Annotated in this window: 16 protein-coding genes; 9 read left to right on the forward strand and 7 right to left on the reverse strand. The window is 56.8% G+C overall.

Annotation, left to right across the window (positions count from 1 at the left end; genetic code table 11):
• Positions 1 to 2: 2 nt before the first annotated feature.
• The 6 genes from FMN52_RS13450 (at position 3) to FMN52_RS13475 (ending at position 3,572) form a co-directional block, all read left to right on the forward strand.
• The gene (locus FMN52_RS13450) at positions 3 to 1,490 is read left to right on the forward strand and encodes a type VI secretion system PAAR protein (protein WP_148609759.1); all 1,488 of its coding nucleotides are present in this window, start codon (positions 3 to 5) and stop codon (positions 1,488 to 1,490) included.
• Positions 1,483 to 1,875: a hypothetical protein gene (locus FMN52_RS13455; protein ID WP_148609095.1), complete on the forward strand. Its 393-nt coding sequence runs from the start codon at positions 1,483 to 1,485 to the stop codon at positions 1,873 to 1,875. The genes FMN52_RS13450 and FMN52_RS13455 overlap by 8 nt, the downstream gene beginning before the upstream one ends.
• A 62-nt stretch (positions 1,876 to 1,937) precedes the next feature.
• Positions 1,938 to 2,330, forward strand: a complete 393-nt coding sequence (locus tag FMN52_RS13460; protein ID WP_148609096.1) for a hypothetical protein — start codon at positions 1,938 to 1,940, stop codon at positions 2,328 to 2,330.
• A gap of 12 nt (positions 2,331 to 2,342) precedes the next feature.
• Positions 2,343 to 2,726 (forward strand): hypothetical protein, encoded by a 384-nt coding sequence (locus FMN52_RS13465; RefSeq protein WP_148609097.1) that lies wholly within the window; start codon positions 2,343 to 2,345, stop codon positions 2,724 to 2,726.
• A gap of 53 nt (positions 2,727 to 2,779) precedes the next feature.
• Positions 2,780 to 3,064 carry a hypothetical protein gene (locus tag FMN52_RS20000; protein WP_240339480.1) on the forward strand — a complete coding sequence of 95 codons (285 nt, stop codon included), beginning with the start codon at positions 2,780 to 2,782 and terminating at the stop codon, positions 3,062 to 3,064.
• A complete protein-coding gene (locus FMN52_RS13475; RefSeq protein WP_148609099.1) occupies positions 3,048 to 3,572 on the forward strand; it encodes a DNA-binding protein in 525 nt (174 codons plus the stop codon). Before FMN52_RS20000 ends, FMN52_RS13475 begins: the two co-directional genes overlap by 17 nt.
• Positions 3,573 to 3,640: 68 nt before the next feature.
• On the opposite strand, the gene FMN52_RS13480 is transcribed toward FMN52_RS13475, so the two are convergent.
• From FMN52_RS13480 to FMN52_RS13510, 7 genes are all read right to left on the reverse strand, one after another.
• Positions 3,641 to 4,387, reverse strand: coding sequence for an amino acid ABC transporter ATP-binding protein (locus FMN52_RS13480; protein ID WP_148609100.1), 747 nt, complete (start codon positions 4,385 to 4,387; stop codon positions 3,641 to 3,643).
• Positions 4,388 to 4,400: 13 nt separating this feature from the next.
• Positions 4,401 to 5,072 (reverse strand): amino acid ABC transporter permease, encoded by a 672-nt coding sequence (locus FMN52_RS13485; protein ID WP_014578168.1) that lies wholly within the window; start codon positions 5,070 to 5,072, stop codon positions 4,401 to 4,403.
• A 91-nt stretch (positions 5,073 to 5,163) separates the two neighbouring features.
• Positions 5,164 to 5,922 carry a transporter substrate-binding domain-containing protein gene (locus tag FMN52_RS13490; RefSeq protein WP_148609101.1) on the reverse strand — a complete coding sequence of 253 codons (759 nt, stop codon included), beginning with the start codon at positions 5,920 to 5,922 and terminating at the stop codon, positions 5,164 to 5,166.
• 300 nt (positions 5,923 to 6,222) lie between these two features.
• Entirely contained in the window at positions 6,223 to 7,092 is an 870-nt protein-coding gene (gene metF / locus FMN52_RS13495) for a methylenetetrahydrofolate reductase [NAD(P)H] (protein ID WP_148609102.1), read from the reverse strand.
• Between the two features lie 12 nt (positions 7,093 to 7,104).
• The gene (ahcY, locus tag FMN52_RS13500) at positions 7,105 to 8,499 is read right to left on the reverse strand and encodes an adenosylhomocysteinase (protein ID WP_148609103.1); all 1,395 of its coding nucleotides are present in this window, start codon (positions 8,497 to 8,499) and stop codon (positions 7,105 to 7,107) included.
• Between the two features lie 63 nt (positions 8,500 to 8,562).
• Complete coding sequence (gene metK / locus FMN52_RS13505; RefSeq protein ID WP_148609104.1) at positions 8,563 to 9,753, reverse strand: methionine adenosyltransferase; 1,191 nt, start codon at positions 9,751 to 9,753, stop codon at positions 8,563 to 8,565.
• 149 nt (positions 9,754 to 9,902) lie between these two features.
• Positions 9,903 to 10,895: a metalloregulator ArsR/SmtB family transcription factor gene (locus FMN52_RS13510; protein ID WP_240339481.1), complete on the reverse strand. Its 993-nt coding sequence runs from the start codon at positions 10,893 to 10,895 to the stop codon at positions 9,903 to 9,905.
• Positions 10,896 to 11,139: 244 nt separating this feature from the next.
• On the opposite strand from FMN52_RS13510, the gene tkt reads away from it, so the two are divergent.
• From tkt to FMN52_RS13525, 3 genes are all read left to right on the forward strand, one after another.
• Entirely contained in the window at positions 11,140 to 13,140 is a 2,001-nt protein-coding gene (tkt, locus tag FMN52_RS13515; RefSeq protein WP_148609106.1) for a transketolase, read from the forward strand.
• The gene (gene gap / locus FMN52_RS13520) at positions 13,140 to 14,174 is read left to right on the forward strand and encodes a type I glyceraldehyde-3-phosphate dehydrogenase (RefSeq protein WP_148609107.1); all 1,035 of its coding nucleotides are present in this window, start codon (positions 13,140 to 13,142) and stop codon (positions 14,172 to 14,174) included. Before tkt ends, gap begins: the two co-directional genes overlap by 1 nt.
• Before the next feature lie 114 nt (positions 14,175 to 14,288).
• Positions 14,289 to 15,449, forward strand: coding sequence for a phosphoglycerate kinase (locus tag FMN52_RS13525; protein ID WP_148609108.1), 1,161 nt, complete (start codon positions 14,289 to 14,291; stop codon positions 15,447 to 15,449).
• The last annotated feature ends 26 nt before the right edge of the window (positions 15,450 to 15,475 follow it).

The following is a 15,475-nucleotide window of genomic DNA, read 5'->3' on the forward strand; positions in this document are numbered from 1 at the left end:
ACATGAGTAAAGCGATTGTTCTGCTCGGAGACCTTGGCTCCGATCACGAAGGTTTCCCGCCCACGCCGGTGATTGCCGGTTCTCCCGATGTGCTGATTGATGGCAGGCCCGTTGCCCGGGTAGGCGATCCGCTGGCACCCCATTCCAAACCCAAGCATCCGCCCCACCCGCGCACCATCACCGGTGGTTCGTCCACCGTCATGATCAACGGCAAGCCGGCGGCGGTGACAGGTGGCGCGATTTCATGCGGCGGCGTGACTATTGGGTCGGGGTCTGTGGTGGTTGGTGATACTCATACCCCTGCGCCATTTTCGGGCGTATCCCCCGTCACGCCAAAAGCAGCAGTACCTTCAACAACAGCCGCGGAGTCTGTGCAGGCAACGCCAGAGAGGGCGAGCTCCACAGGCCGGGCTGAACCTACTAATTCTCCGACCAACTCACCATCCGCGACTGAGCCCAGTGCGATCAGCACAGTAAATTCAACTCATCCTGACGCCAACGACAATCGGGATCTGAGTGAGCCCGGATTCCATGTCGTTCGCGAACCAATGAGCCGCAACGAACTGTTGTCTCAGCTTTATGGTGATGCGTTTGCGAAACCTGACAATTTTGAGCGTCTGAATCCAGGGCTAGGCAACCGAGTTCTGCCCGGTGAAATGATTGTTATTGCAGATCCTGAAAGTCTGGAATGCACGGTCAAAGAAAATGATCTGATGGCAGTGGCTGCCCAGGTCAATCAGCAAGTGCGGCAACTGAGCGAGCAGGAGGCTCAGTTCATCGTCGATCACTATGACCTTCTGGAGCTGATGACGGCTAATGCTGCGACTGGCATGGGCGTCGGTGCTGCCATGGTTGGGCAGCAGATCAAGAGCATTAACGGCATTCTGAAGGAGCTGGAGGTGCTGCATCAAAGCACGTTCCGAAAGTACGGCAAACTGAGCCATCCCGAATTTTTTGAGCGCAGACAGAAATTATTCACAAAGCTGGACTTCGCCCTTGGCAGTGTGGCCCGGAAGGGCATGTCGTTAGCTGATGACGCGAAATTAAAGCGAGCTTTAGGGTTGTCGTCCAAGAGCATCGTCCATGAGTGGAAGTCCTCGGGTGTGGGAGGCATTCCGGGTTACGCCACGCATTATGCAAAATTAGCTGGCATGGGTAAGGCTGTTCAGGGAACAGGCTGGGGTTTGTTACTTGTCGATGCGGGGTTGGGAGCGGCGAACATTGCAGAGGCGTGTACCCTTGAGTCCGACCAGGCGTGCGAGGCTGCCCTGATAGAAGAACCGAGTAAATTGGGTGGCGCTTATTTTGGAGCTCAGCTTGGATCCAAATTAGGCGGCGCCTGCGTGTTATTGGGTATAACGACTGGAATTGGTGGTGTGGCATGCGTCGTTATTGCCTCAGGAGTTGGCGGTTTTGGTGGTGGTTACCTCGGCAGCAAAGGTGGAGCGATTATGGGTACGAAGGTCCGAGAGGTCATTGTTGATGATTGAGAAGCTCACAGTTATTTCAGCGTTCTTGGGGATTGCCTCCATGATAGGCGGCTTACTGGGAATTCTGTTTACAGTGACAGTAGCGTTTTCGAGGATACGCGTGGTAGAGGCCAAGATTGCCGCGCCCGGCGCCTACCTGGATATGACAAAAATTCTGTGGGGCGATGGCCCCTGGGGAAGGTGGATTCGTGCCATGAACGTCTGGTCCTTTTTCACCTACAGGAATCTCCCGGTGATCGGTAGCAAAGTTGCGTCGAGAATGGGTAAAGAGGATGGAGCGACGCCCAGGCATTTAAAGCTGTGGGCGCTTATTCCGGTCACCTTTACTTTTGCATGTGCAATGATATTTGCAATGTCGGCCATTTTTTTGGTTATTGCTGAGTGAAGAGTCGCCTGCTGTAAACAACCTCTTTTCTCTTACACAGCTGAGCTACGAGGCGCGCAAACGTGAGTGAGGAATGGCGAATCTTCGCAGCGTATGTGGTGGCCGGGGGTATCATTCTGAGCTTGTTGTTCATCTTTGTGATCGTGACCACGGGTTTTCGTTATGCCCAAAAAATAGAGCAACGAGTCGCGACGCATTCTGGCAGTCTTTCCAGTACCAGCCAGATCTGGTCAGAGGCGCTTGTCGGTCGTCTCGTCAGGTGCAGCCATGTCTTCGCGTTTCTTGTTTTCCGTAATTGTTCGTCTCGTTTCTGCCGCAAGCGAGCATCGACGTTGGGCGACCCAGATGTTCCGCTGCCGAGGCTCTGGCAAGCGTGGTGTCTGGTGCCTGTGTTGTCGATGTATGGAGTGCTCGCGGTTGTTCTGCTGGCGGGTATATTTATGCAGCTTGAATAAGAAAACCCCGAAATGATTTATACGTTGGCGCATATTGGTTATCTGAGTCTTTTTATTGGACTTATGCCCTTACTCCTTATCTTCACGCTCGGTTTTCGCTATACGGTTTTGATTGAAGCTCGGGTGGCGACTGAGAGAGGGGGTATTTCAACCGCAAGTAACATTTGGCAAGGAAAGATCATTGGGCGATTGATGAGAAGCAGTAATGTATTTGCTTATCTGATCTTCCGAGCGATTCCCTCTCCGTTTTTCCAGCAACGCGCGTCTTTACTAGGAGATCCGGCCGTGCCCTTGCCGCGAAGTTGGCAAGCCTGGGTTATAACGCCAATGCTTCTCATGTATTTGGCCGTCATTACCACCCTGGTCACCAATTTGGTGATCCAGTCAATGAGATAATATACATCAAAGTTGTCATATGACAACCTTGATGTATATTATTTGCCCAAGGAATGGCAAGAATGCCCCGCAAGAGACACGCGAACAAAGATATTGAAGAGGCCGTGGCTTACGCTGAATTACACGGCTGGCGGATCGAGATTAGAAAGGGCCACGCCTGGGGGCGGATGTATTGCCCGTTGAATACCAAGGACTGCCGGTGTGGAGAGTTCTGTGTTGCCAGTATCTGGAGCACACCCAAAAACACGCAGAACCACGCAAAGCAGATTCGTCGCATCGTTGATAACTGCACCGGAAATCGAAGTGCTGGAGGTAAAGACCATGAAACTCGAATATGACTTCACGCTCACATTTTCAGTCCCGACTGGTCTTGAACAAGAGGCTCTGGAATCCGCGCTGTTTGAGTCTGGATGCGACGATGCCATCATCGGTCTTGGTCAAAAAGGCCGGCTGGCTTTGAATTTCACTCGCGAGGCGGATTCAGCAGAAAAAGCCATGCTGAGCGCACTTCAGCAAGTGAAGAAAGCCGTTCCAGAAGCCCGGTTGGTGGAGGCAGGCCCGGACCTTGTTGGTATTTCCGATATGGCCAGCTTGTTGAACTTCTCCCGCCAAAACATGCGTAAACTCATTCAAACTCATCTGGCCAGTTTCCCGTTGCCGGTCCATGAGGGCGCGAGTGCGCTCTGGCATCTGGTAGATGTGCTGACCTGGTTCTCCGAAACGCAGAGAAGAGCAATTCCGACTGATTTGATGGACGTGGCTGGAGTGAGTATGGGCGTGAATCTCGTGAGGGAGGTGCGTCGTGTTGATCATCAATTACAGGCCCAACTGGATAGCATTGCCTGACATACCGTTGCGAGACGGGACACGTTCAAGAAAAAGCCCCCGAAGCGGGGGCTGATTGCGCGGTTACTTCAGTGCGCAAGAACCCGCGAAAGAAACGCCTGGGTGCGCTCGTTCTGAGGGTTGTCGAACACATCATGGGGTTTGCCTTGTTCCACAATCGCACCTTCGTGGATGTAGATCACGCGATCGGCCACTTCACGGGCGAAGCCCATTTCGTGCGTCACGACCATCATGGTCATGCCTTCCTTGGCCAGCTCCCGCATAACATCCAGCACTTCACCGATCATTTCCGGGTCGAGGGCTGAGGTGGGTTCATCGAACAGCATCAGGCGCGGTTCCATGGCCAGGGCCCGGGCAATCGCAACCCGCTGTTGCTGGCCGCCGGAAAGCTGGCTGGGATACTTGTCGGCCTGGTTGCCGATGCCCACACGGTTGAGCAACCGCTCGGCAGTGGCGTTGGCAACGGTTTCCGGAGCATCCTTCACCTTCTGGGGGGCCAGCATAATGTTCTTCTTCACCGTGAGGTGAGGGAACAGATTGAACTGCTGGAACACCATCCCGACTTCCTTGCGGATTTCAGCCAGGGATTTCGGGTTGCCGCTTTTCGGAGCGAGATGCTGGCCATCAACCTCCAGGGTGCCGGACTCGTATTCCTCAAGGCCGTTGACACACCGGATCAGGGTGGATTTGCCGGAGCCACTGGCGCCGATGATAACCACCACTTCGCCTTGCTCGACAGTGAGATCAATATCTTTCAGGACATGCAGTTTGCCGAAGTACTTGTTCATGCCCTTCATTTTTACAATCTGAGTCATGGGTAACGTTCCTTCAGACAGAAGCCAGTCCGCGCCGCTCGACGAAGCGGAGAATGATGGACAGGGACAGGGTGATGGCGAGGTAGAGGATTGCGACCACGAAGTACACCTCAAACGCGGTAAAGGTGTTGGCAATATAGATCTGACCCTGGCGGACCAGCTCGCCGACGCCAATCACCGAGAACAGGGACGTGTCCTTGATGCTGACAATGGCCTGGTTACCCAGCGGCGGAATCATCCGGCGGAACGCCTGTGGCCAGACAACCGACCAGAAGGTCTGGGTACGGGACAGCCCCAGGGAGAGCCCGGCTTCGGTCTGGCCTTTGTCGATGGACTGAACGCCACCGCGGACCACCTCAGAGATGTAGGCGCCGGAATTAAGGGCAATGGCGGCAATACCGGCCGTCAGGGGATCAATGGGGCCCCCGATCAGGTCGGGCAGGCCATAGAAGATAAACAGGACCTGAACCAGGATCGGAGTGCCACGAAAGATTTCGATGTAGGCGGTTGCCGGCCACCGCAGGAACCACTTCTTGTTGATGCTCAGCAGGCCAAAGAAAATGCCCAGAGCAAAACCGATCAGAAGACCGCCGAAGGAAATCAGCAGGGTGTAGGGGATCCCTTTTATCAGAAAAGGGATAGAGTCGATGGCTGCCTGCCAGTCGAACTGAAACTGGAATTCCACAGTGAGAGTCTCCGCAGAGTTTTGGAGTCACGAAGTGCCGGGGCAGGGATGCCCCGGCACAGGGAATCAGACCGCTTGGGTCCGGGAGCCCTTACATGCCCTCAGGCATGGGGCCAAACCACTTCTCATAGATGGTTTTGTAGGTGCCATCTTCTTTCATTGCAGCGAGGGCGTCGTTAACGTCGTCAACCCACTCACTGCCATTCTTCAAGGCGATACCGTACTGCTGGCCTTCATACAGCGGACCAATGGTCTTCACCTTGCCTTCACCTTTGGTGCGGGCAAAGTAGCCTACGTTCGGCGCATCGTAGAAGACCGCATCAATGGCGCGGGACATGAGCGCCATGTACATGTCGGAGCTGCCAGGATACGGAGTCACACCGTCATTGGCGTCCAGATTCTTGACCAGGTAGTCGTAGCTGGTGCTGCCAATCTTGGTGCCGATTTTCTTGCCTTCCAGGTCGTCAAACTCACTGACGTCGCCATTGCTCTCACGAACAAGAATGCGCAGACCGGAATCGTAGTACGGGTCTGAGAAGTCGACGATCTCTTCACGTTCTTCGGTAATGGTGATGCCGGCAATGGCAATGTCCACGTTACCGGTTTGCAGGGCAGGGATGATGCCGTTGAAGTCCATGGTGTTGAGGTCAATCTCGAAACCGGCACGGTCGGCCACCTCGCGGATGATCTCCATGTCGAAACCGATCATCTCACCGGTTTCCTGGTCCATCATTTCAAACGGAACGAAACTCGGGTCAGTGACGACGCGCAGGGTTTCTGCGCTGACGGTTCCTGCGGCAACAGTGAGTGCCAGGCTTGCGCTTAGGGTCTTCAGCCACTTCGTGCTCATACATTCTCCTTTTCTTTCTTATGAGGCTCCATTTGCCCGGTAAGGCAAGCCGGACCAATCACTGCTGATGACTGCGATCTCCGGGGAGCGTTGATGGAACTGCATCACATACACTCTAGACTATTACGCAGATGTACACAGGAAATCAAATGCTTGGCGGAGAAGTAAGGGGCGGCTGCATTGTTGGATTACGGCCCTTCGGGCCTAATCCAACCTACGATGGCGAGAGACTGCCAAGTGAACCGGAGAGCCGTAGGTCGGATTAGGCCCGAAGGGCCGTAATCCGACACCAGTACTACATCAGAAAGCAATCTTCTCCCGCTCACTGATGCCCAGGTTCTTCCAGATGCTGATACTGGGCTCCACCTGGTTCAGGGTATAGAAATGCAAGCCCGGCGCGCCGGCCTTCAACAGCTTCTCGCACATCTCGGTGACCACTTCCTCGCCGAACTTGCGGATGGAATCGCTGTCGTCGCCGTAGGCTTCGAGCTGTTTGCGAATCCAGCGTGGAATTTCCGCGCCGCACATGTCCGAAAAACGAACCAGGTTGGAGAAATTGACGATGGGCATGATGCCCGGTACCACCGGAATGGTAACGCCCATTTTCTCCAGCCGGTCGATGAAGTAGAAGTAGCTGTCGGCATTGAAGAAGTACTGGGTAATGGCACTGTTGGCACCAGCATGAACCTTGCGGGCAAAGTTCTTCAGATCTTCTTCGGCATTGCGAGCCTGAGGATGAAACTCAGGATACGCCGCCACTTCCAGGTTGAAGGTGTCGCCGCTGTGCTCGCGGATAAACTCCACAAGTTCGTTGGCGTAGCGCAGCTCACCGGCGGCCCCCATACCGGAGGGCATGTCGCCCCGCAGGGCGACAATCCGGTTGATTCCGTGCTCTTTATACAGATCCAGCAGCTCGCCGATTTCCTGGCGGGTGCCCCCGACGCAGGAAAGATGCGGTGCCGTGGAAACCCCCTGGCTGTGCAGGTTGAGCACGGTCTCGATGGTACGGTCCCGGGTGGAACCACCGGCGCCGAAGGTGACGGAGAAAAAGTCCGGATTAACCTCGGCCAGCTGGTTGCGCACGTTCTGCAGCTTTTCCTTGCCCTGGTCGGTCTTGGGCGGGAAAAACTCAAAGCTGAAACGGCGCTTGAACTGTTTCTGGGATTGCATCTGTTTACCCGATCAGTACTTGTAGCTTTCTGGCTTGTACGGGCCTTCGACCGGTACACCGATGTATTTGGCCTGTTCCGGGGTCATCTTGGTGATCACGCCACCAAAACCTTCCACCATGGCCCGGGCCACTTCCTCGTCCAGGTGCTTGGGCAGAACCTGAACGTAAACACCTTTCTCACGCGCATCTTCCGGCAGGTCGGCGAACTTGCGCTCGAACAGATACATCTGAGCCAGAACCTGGTTGGCAAAAGAGCCATCCATGATCCGTGACGGGTGACCAGTGGCATTGCCCAGGTTCACCAGACGGCCTTCGGACAAAAGAATCAGGTGGTCATTGGTGGCCTTGTCGCGGTAAACAACGTGAACCTGCGGCTTCACCTCGTCCCATTCCCAGTTCTTGCGCATGTAGGCAGTATCGATCTCGTTGTCGAAGTGGCCGATGTTGCATACAACTGCGCCAGACTTGATGGCTTTCAGCATGTGCGCGTCGCACACGTTCATGTTACCGGTGGTGGTGACCAGCAGATCGGTGTTCTGCAGCAGATCACGATTCACGGCGGACTCGGTGCCGGTGTTCACACCGTCAATGTACGGAGACACCACCTCAAAACCATCCATACAGGCCTGCATGGCGCAGATCGGATCGGCTTCGGTTACTTTCACAATCATGCCTTCCTGACGGAGCGAGGCAGCAGAGCCCTTGCCCACATCACCGTAGCCAATTACCAGGGCTTTTTTGCCAGCCATCAGGTGGTCGGTAGCGCGCTTGATGGCGTCGTTCAGGCTGTGGCGACAACCGTATTTGTTGTCGTTTTTGGCCTTGGTCACGGCATCGTTCACATTGATGGCCGGAACCTTGAGGGTGCCCTCGCGCAGCATTTCCTGCAGGCGGTGCACGCCAGTAGTGGTCTCTTCGGTCACGCCGTGGCAGTTCGCCAGCACTTCCGGGTACTTCTCATGGAGCAAAGCGGTCAGGTCGCCGCCGTCATCCAGGATCATGTTCGGTTCCCAGCCGTCGACGTCGGCGCCGACAGTGCGCTCCAGGCACCAGTCGTACTCTTCATCGGTTTCGCCTTTCCAGGCAAACACGGGAATGCCCTGCGCCGCGATGGCGGCCGCGGCCTGATCCTGGGTAGAGAAGATGTTGCACGAAGACCAGCGAACGTTTGCGCCCAGTTCAATCAGCGTCTCGATCAGCACGGCAGTCTGGATGGTCATGTGAATACAGCCCATCACATTAGCGCCTTTCAGCGGCTGCTCTGCTTTGTACTTCTCACGAAGCTTCATCAGGGCAGGCATTTCACCTTCAGCGATGTTGATTTCCTTCCGGCCCCAGCCGGCCAGGGAAATATCGCGGACTTTGTAGTCGTCAAAGCTGTTCAGTTTTTCTGCGGGAGTGCTCATGGTGTTCTCCTGTCAGTCAGTTTTGCTTGGGTATATGCCTGATGACATACGCCCGAAATCGGTTTAGATGCCAGCGGCATCCTTGAGAGCGGCCGCACGATCTGTCTTCTCCCATGGGAACGCGGTGAAGGTCTTGCCGCCGACGGTCATTTCATAGGGATCGCGGCCAAAGTGGCCATAGGCTGCCGTAGCCCGGTACATCGGGTGCAGCAGGTCGAGCATGTTGGTGATCGCGTACGGGCGCAGATCGAAGTTCTGACGGACCAGTTCAATGATCTTGTCATCGCTGATCTTGCCAGTGCCGAAGGTGTTCAGAGAGATCGAGGTGGGCTGCGCCACGCCGATAGCGTAGGACACCTGAATCTCGCACTTGTCGGCCAGGCCAGCGGCGACGATGTTCTTGGCTACGTAACGGCCGGCATAGGCGGCGGAACGGTCAACCTTGGACGGATCCTTGCCCGAGAACGCGCCACCACCGTGGCGAGCCATGCCGCCGTATGTGTCTACGATGATCTTGCGACCGGTCAGACCACAGTCACCAACGGGGCCACCGATCACGAACTTGCCGGTCGGGTTGATGTGGAACTGGGTGTCCTTGTGCAGCAGTTCGGCTGGCAGCGCGTGCTTGACGATCAGTTCCATCACCGCTTCTTTCAGGTCTTCCTGTGTTACGTCTTCGTCGTGCTGGGTGGACAGAACCACGGCGTCGATACCGGCAACCCGGCCGTTTTCGTAGCGGCAGGTGACCTGGCTCTTGGCGTCCGGGCGCAGCCACGGCAACAGGCCGCTCTTGCGGGCCTCAGCCTGGCGCTGAACCAGACGGTGAGAGAAAGTGATCGGCGCGGGCATGAGTACGTCTGTTTCGTTGCTGGCGTAGCCAAACATCAGGCCCTGATCACCGGCACCCTGATCTTCCGGTTTCTGACGATCAACGCCCTGGGCAATATCGACGGACTGTTTGCCGATGATGTTGATGATGCCGCAGGTATCGCCGTCGTAGCCCACTTTCGAGGAGGTGTAGCCGATGTCCTTGATCACGCCGCGGACCAGGTCTTCCAGATCCACCCAGGCGCTGGTGGTGATCTCACCGCCAACGATGGCCACACCGGTTTTCACCATGGTTTCGCAGGCAACGCGGGCGTGCGGATCTTCGGTCAGAATGGCGTCCAGTACGGCATCAGAGATCTGGTCTGCCAGTTTGTCCGGATGGCCTTCAGAGACCGATTCGGAAGTGAAGATATTGTAGTCAGCCATAACGCATGCTCCTCTGTGAGCGATTCAAATTCAGGCCGGTAAACGACTTTCTTAAAGCGCTTTCCGGTATCCGGTTTGGTGGTTTGTGTAAGGATACGTAAAACTACGTATCCGTATATCAAAATTTGTTGATATTGCGATCCAGGTCGTCAAATCAGACCGCTGTGCTTCCAGAATTCCCGTACCTGGATCTGGAAGCCGTTCCGTAAGCCGATAAACAGCTGTTCTCCGGCAATCAGGCCGGCGTCTGCGGCCCAGGTGGTGAGCTCTTCCGGTTCAAAGCCCAGCCAGAGATCACCGCAGTTTGCTTTTGCCCAGTCCTGGTCGTGACTGCACAGGTCGCTAATGACAAGGCAGCCACCGTTGTTCATCAGAGCGGCGGCGTCCAGGAAGATGTCGGCGGGGCTGGGTACGTGGTGAAGAACCATGTTCGCAACTACCAAATCAAAGGCATCACCCCTGGCCAGCAGGGTGTCGGTAACGCCCTCAATCAGGTCGATATTGTTCAGCCGTTCATCGATGCAGGTGCGGGTTGCCTTGGCCAGCATGTCCCGGCTGTTATCGAGAGCAACCACGTGACCGCACAGTTCGGCCAGCACCGGAAGGAACGCGCCTTCACCGGGACCGATTTCCAGGGCGGCTTGCCACTGGTGTTTACGGGACCGCTTGCGGATCATTTCCGCCACCGGCTCTGCATAAAGATCAAAGGCGGCGATCAGTTCCTGCTGCTCACGGAACTGCTCGGCATGCCGGGCGAAAAACGCCTGGGACTGGTCCGCGCGCTGGGTGCGGATGGCTTCAATCCGTTCCTGCAGGTGCGGCGGCAGTGGCACGCGGTCCACCGCTTCAAAGATTTGGCGAATGGTCTGGTCGGTTGGCTTGTCGCTGTCCAGATGCAGCGGGCGACGATAGAAAATCGCGTTGCCTTCCCGCTGGGGCTCCAGCAGGCCGGCCTTGTTCATCACCTTCAGGTGGTGGCTCATGCCGGACTGGCGCATATCAAACAGCTGGCTGAGCTCCAGAACTCCGAACGTATCCCTTCTCAGCACACGCAGAATCTCCAGGCGCAACGGATCCCCGCCTGCTTTGAAAATCGGGGCCAGTGCGTCCACGGAGGACAGGTTATCGGCGTGCGTGTTCATGGATGTCATGGGAACGAAGTGTAGGGGGCTTCGGGTGGTCAATCAATAGGCATATCAAAAAATTTTGATATAGATATATGGTTCTTTGAAATCAGGCCTTTCGGAAATCCACAGGCAAACAATCGTGAAACAGGTGTATGCCGATTTGCCCCGGCACACACTAATCGGCGAAAATACGCGCCTCATTTTGATCGCCCTTTAATCACTACGAATTCTTTTCCTGCAAAATACTGGAGAAACGTCAATGCCGTCTCGTAAAGATCTCGCCAACGCCATTCGCGCGCTGAGCATGGATGCGGTTCAGAAAGCCAAATCCGGCCACCCGGGTGCGCCCATGGGTATGGCGGATATCGCCGAGGTTCTGTGGAACGATTACCTGAGCCACAACCCGGCCAACCCTCAGTGGGCCAACCGGGACCGCTTCGTGCTGTCCAACGGTCACGGCTCCATGCTGCAGTATTCCCTGCTGCACCTGAGCGGTTACGACGTTTCCATCGAAGACATCAAGAACTTCCGTCAGTTGCATTCCAAGACTCCGGGCCATCCGGAGTACGGCTACACCCCGGGCATTGAAACCACCACCGGCCCACTGGGTCAGGGCATTGCCAATGCGGTTGGTTTCGCCATTGCCGAAAAGTCCCTGGCGGCGCAGTTCAACCGTCCGGGCCACCAGATTGTTGATCACTACACCTACGCGTTTCTGGGCGACGGCTGCCTCATGGAAGGCATTTCCCACGAAGTGGCGTCTCTGGCCGGCACCCTGGGCTTGGGTAAGCTGGTTATGTTCTATGACGACAATGGCATTTCCATCGATGGTGAAGTGGACGGTTGGTTTACCGACAACACCCCGCAGCGTTTCGAGTCCTACGGCTGGCAGGTGATTCCCGCAGTCGACGGCCACGATGCCGATGCCATCCGCGCCGCTATCGAAGCCGCCCGTGCAAACACCGATCAGCCCACACTGATCTGCTGCAAGACCATCATCGGCTTCGGTTCCCCGAACAAGCAGGGCAAGGAAAGCTGCCACGGCGCGCCCCTGGGTGACGACGAAATCACCCTGACCCGCGAGCAGCTGGGCTGGCAGCATGGGCCTTTCGAAATTCCGGCCGACATCGCCAGTGCCTGGAACGCCCGTGAGAAAGGTGCTGCAGCCCAGTCCGAGTGGGAACAAAAATTCGCGGCCTACGAGAAGGCCGAGCCGGAGCTGGCGGCAGAGTTCAAGCGCCGCATGGCCGGTGATCTGCCTGCCGACTTCGCCGAGAAAGCCCAGGCGTATGTTCAGGAATGCCAGGACAAGGCCGAGACTGTTGCCTCCCGTAAGGCTTCCCAGAACACTCTGAACGCCTACGGCCCGCTGCTGCCGGAACTGATGGGTGGCTCTGCCGACCTGGCCGGTTCCAACCTGACCATCTGGTCAGACACCAAGGGTCTGACCAAGGAAGACGCCAGCGGTAACTACATCTATTACGGTGTCCGTGAATTCGGTATGGCTGCGATCATGAACGGCATCGCCCTGCACGGCGGTTTCGTGCCCTACGGTGCGACCTTCCTGATCTTCATGGAATACTGCCGCAATGCCGTGCGCATGGCCGCGCTGATGAAGCAGCGTTCTATCTTCGTGTTCACCCACGACTCCATCGGCCTGGGCGAAGACGGCCCGACACACCAGCCGATCGAGCAGATGGCGAGCCTGCGTACCACGCCCAACATGAGCATGTGGCGCCCGGCTGATACCGTTGAATCTGCAGTGGCCTGGAAAGCAGCCCTCGAGCGCACCGATGGCCCGACAGCCATGGTCTTCTCCCGTCAGGGCCTGCCGGCACAGCCGCGCGATGCCCAGCAGTTGGCGGATGTGGCGAAGGGTGCCTATATCCTGTCTGACAGTGAAGGCACGCCGGACCTGATCCTGATCGCCACCGGCTCCGAAGTCGGCCTGGCACAGGATGCTGCAGGCACGCTGCGGGAGCAGGGCAAGAAGGTACGTGTGGTCTCCATGCCCTCCACCGACGTGTTCGATGCCCAGAGTGCCGAGTACAAACAGCAGGTTCTGCCGCTGGATGTGACCAACCGCATCGCCATCGAAGCCGGCATTGCCGACTACTGGTACAAGTACGTTGGCCTGGACGGTCGCATCATCGGCATGACCACCTTCGGTGAGTCCGCCCCGGCCGGCGAGCTGTTCAAGGAATTCGGCTTTACCGTCGACAACGTTCTGGAAGTGGCTGCTGAGTTGCTGGACGCCTGATGACAGACTCAGTGCCTTTTCGTGTCGCCATCAACGGGTACGGCCGAATCGGCCAGTGCGTGTTGCGTGCGCTTTATGAAAATGGCTTTCGCGATCACCTGCAGGTGGTCGCCATTAATGAGTTGTCGGATATCGACACCATTGCCCACCTGACCCGATACGATTCCACCCATGGCCGGTTCCAGGGTGATATCGCGGTATCGGGCCAGGATATGATGGTCAATGGTGATGCTATCCGGGTGTTGAGTCATGCCGATCCGGCAGAACTGCCCTGGCGCCTGCTGGATGTCGACCTGGTGCTGGAATGCTCCGGAGCCTTCTCTGATCGTGCTACGGCCCAGAAACACATTGATTCCGGCGCCACGCGCCTGTTGTTCTCGCAACCGGCCGAGTCGGACGTCGATCGCACCGTGGTTTATGGCGTTAACCACGCCGACCTCACCGCAGAAGATGTTATTGTCGCTGCGGCGTCCTGTACCACCAACTGCCTGGTACCCGTGATCAAGGTGCTGGACGAAGCCTTTGGCGTACAGCAGGGAAGTACCACCACGATTCACGCGGCCATGAATGACCAGCCGGTTATAGATGCCTACCATCATCAGGACCTGCGCCGCACCCGCAGCGCCCTTCACAATATCGTTCCGGTGGAAACCGGCCTCGCCAGGGGTATCGAACGGCTGTTGCCCCATATGGAAGGTCGATTCAGCTCGGTGGCCATGCGGGTGCCGACCATGAATGTTTCCGCCATCGACATGGTCGTGAATGTGGCCAAAGCCACCGACGTGGCAGCGGTGAACAAACTGTTAAAAGAGGCCGCCAACGGCCCATTGAAGAGCATACTCGGCTATACCGACGAACTGCTGGCCAGCTCCGATTTCAATCACGATGCCCACTCCGGCGTGGTAGACGGCGGCCAGACCCGGGTAACCGGAGGCACCATGGTGAAAGTGCTGTGCTGGTTCGATAATGAGTGGGGGTTCGCGAACCGGATGCTCGATGTCAGCAAAAGCTGGCTGACGAAACACAGAGCCTGATTGTCGGTTATCGCTGCGCTCGAACCGACCTACTGTAGGTCGGATTGAGCGAAGTGAAATCCGACAGCCAGACCAGATTTCAAGTTTTCAAGATCTGATCAAGGGAAGAACGTTATGGCCATCAAAAAAATGACCGACCTCAACCTCGCCGGCAAGCGAGTGCTGATCCGCGAAGACCTGAACGTGCCGGTCAAGGACGGCAAAGTCTCCAGCGACGCCCGCATCCGTGCCTCGCTGCCCACCATCAAGGCCGCGAAAGACGCCGGCGCCAAAGTCATGCTGATGTCCCACCTGGGCCGCCCGGAAGAAGGCGTGTACGACGAAGCGTCCTCCATGAAGCCCGTCGCCGACCACCTCACCAAAGTGCTGGGCCAGGAAGTCCGCCTGATCAAGGACTACCTGGACGGCGTTGAAGTGGCCGATGGCGAAGTGGTCCTGTTTGAGAACGTCCGCTTCAACAAGGGCGAAAAGAAAGACAACGAAGACCTCGCGAAGAAATACGCGGCCCTGTGCGATGTCTACGTTATGGACGCCTTCGGCACGGCCCACCGTGCCCAGGCCTCCACCCACGGCGTGGCCAAGTTCGCTCCCGAAGCTTGCGCCGGCCCCGTGCTGGCGGCCGAACTGGAAGCCCTGGGCAAAGCCCTGGATAACCCGGCCAAGCCCGTGGTAGCCATCGTTGGCGGCTCCAAGGTCTCCACCAAACTGGACGTGCTCAACGCTCTGGAGAAGGTCTGCGATTCCATAATCGTAGGTGGCGGCATCGCCAACACCTTCCTGGCGGCCGCTGGCCACCCGGTCGGCAAATCCCTGTGCGAGCACGACCTGATCGACACAGCCAAAGACATCGCCAGCCGCGTCGAAATCCCGCTGCCGGTCGACGTGGTGGTTGCCAGCGAATTCGCGGAAACTGCGACCGCAACCACCAAGAACATTGCCGATGTCGGCGACGACGATATGATCCTCGACGTGGGCCCGGAAACTGCCGGCAAGTTCGCCGACGTATTGAAGAACGCCAAAACCATCCTCTGGAACGGTCCTGTAGGCGTTTTCGAGTTCGATCAGTTCGGTAACGGCACCAAAGCGCTTGCTAATGCCATCGCCGAAAGCGACGCCTTTTCCCTCGCCGGCGGTGGTGATACCGTCGCCGCCGTTGACAAGTACGGCGTTGCTGACAAAATCTCCTACATCTCTACCGGTGGCGGTGCCTTCCTGGAATTTGTCGAAGGTAAAACGCTTCCGGCCGTAGCAGTACTGGAAGAGCGCGGCGCGTAACGAGTTACAGAAAGAATCCAACTTTA

The organism is Marinobacter sp. BW6 (assembly GCF_008107725.1).
GTDB lineage: Bacteria > Pseudomonadota > Gammaproteobacteria > Pseudomonadales > Oleiphilaceae > Marinobacter.

Excerpts from the sequence above, each read along its gene's own strand:
- FMN52_RS13450 (WP_148609759.1), top strand. The coding sequence starts at position 3 with ATGAGTAAAGCGATTGTTCTGCTCGGAGACCTTGGCTCCGATCACGAA.
- FMN52_RS13455 (WP_148609095.1), top strand. The coding sequence starts at position 1,483 with ATGATTGAGAAGCTCACAGTTATTTCAGCGTTCTTGGGGATTGCCTCC.
- FMN52_RS13465 (WP_148609097.1), top strand. The coding sequence starts at position 2,343 with ATGATTTATACGTTGGCGCATATTGGTTATCTGAGTCTTTTTATTGGA.
- FMN52_RS20000 (WP_240339480.1), top strand. The coding sequence starts at position 2,780 with ATGGCAAGAATGCCCCGCAAGAGACACGCGAACAAAGATATTGAAGAG.
- FMN52_RS13475 (WP_148609099.1), top strand. The coding sequence starts at position 3,048 with ATGAAACTCGAATATGACTTCACGCTCACATTTTCAGTCCCGACTGGT.
- FMN52_RS13480 (WP_148609100.1), bottom strand. The coding sequence starts at position 4,387 with ATGACTCAGATTGTAAAAATGAAGGGCATGAACAAGTACTTCGGCAAA.
- FMN52_RS13490 (WP_148609101.1), bottom strand. The coding sequence starts at position 5,922 with ATGAGCACGAAGTGGCTGAAGACCCTAAGCGCAAGCCTGGCACTCACT.
- metF (WP_148609102.1), bottom strand. The coding sequence starts at position 7,092 with ATGCAATCCCAGAAACAGTTCAAGCGCCGTTTCAGCTTTGAGTTTTTC.
- ahcY (WP_148609103.1), bottom strand. The coding sequence starts at position 8,499 with ATGAGCACTCCCGCAGAAAAACTGAACAGCTTTGACGACTACAAAGTC.
- metK (WP_148609104.1), bottom strand. The coding sequence starts at position 9,753 with ATGGCTGACTACAATATCTTCACTTCCGAATCGGTCTCTGAAGGCCAT.
- FMN52_RS13510 (WP_240339481.1), bottom strand. The coding sequence starts at position 10,895 with ATGAACACGCACGCCGATAACCTGTCCTCCGTGGACGCACTGGCCCCG.
- tkt (WP_148609106.1), top strand. The coding sequence starts at position 11,140 with ATGCCGTCTCGTAAAGATCTCGCCAACGCCATTCGCGCGCTGAGCATG.
- gap (WP_148609107.1), top strand. The coding sequence starts at position 13,140 with ATGACAGACTCAGTGCCTTTTCGTGTCGCCATCAACGGGTACGGCCGA.
- FMN52_RS13525 (WP_148609108.1), top strand. The coding sequence starts at position 14,289 with ATGGCCATCAAAAAAATGACCGACCTCAACCTCGCCGGCAAGCGAGTG.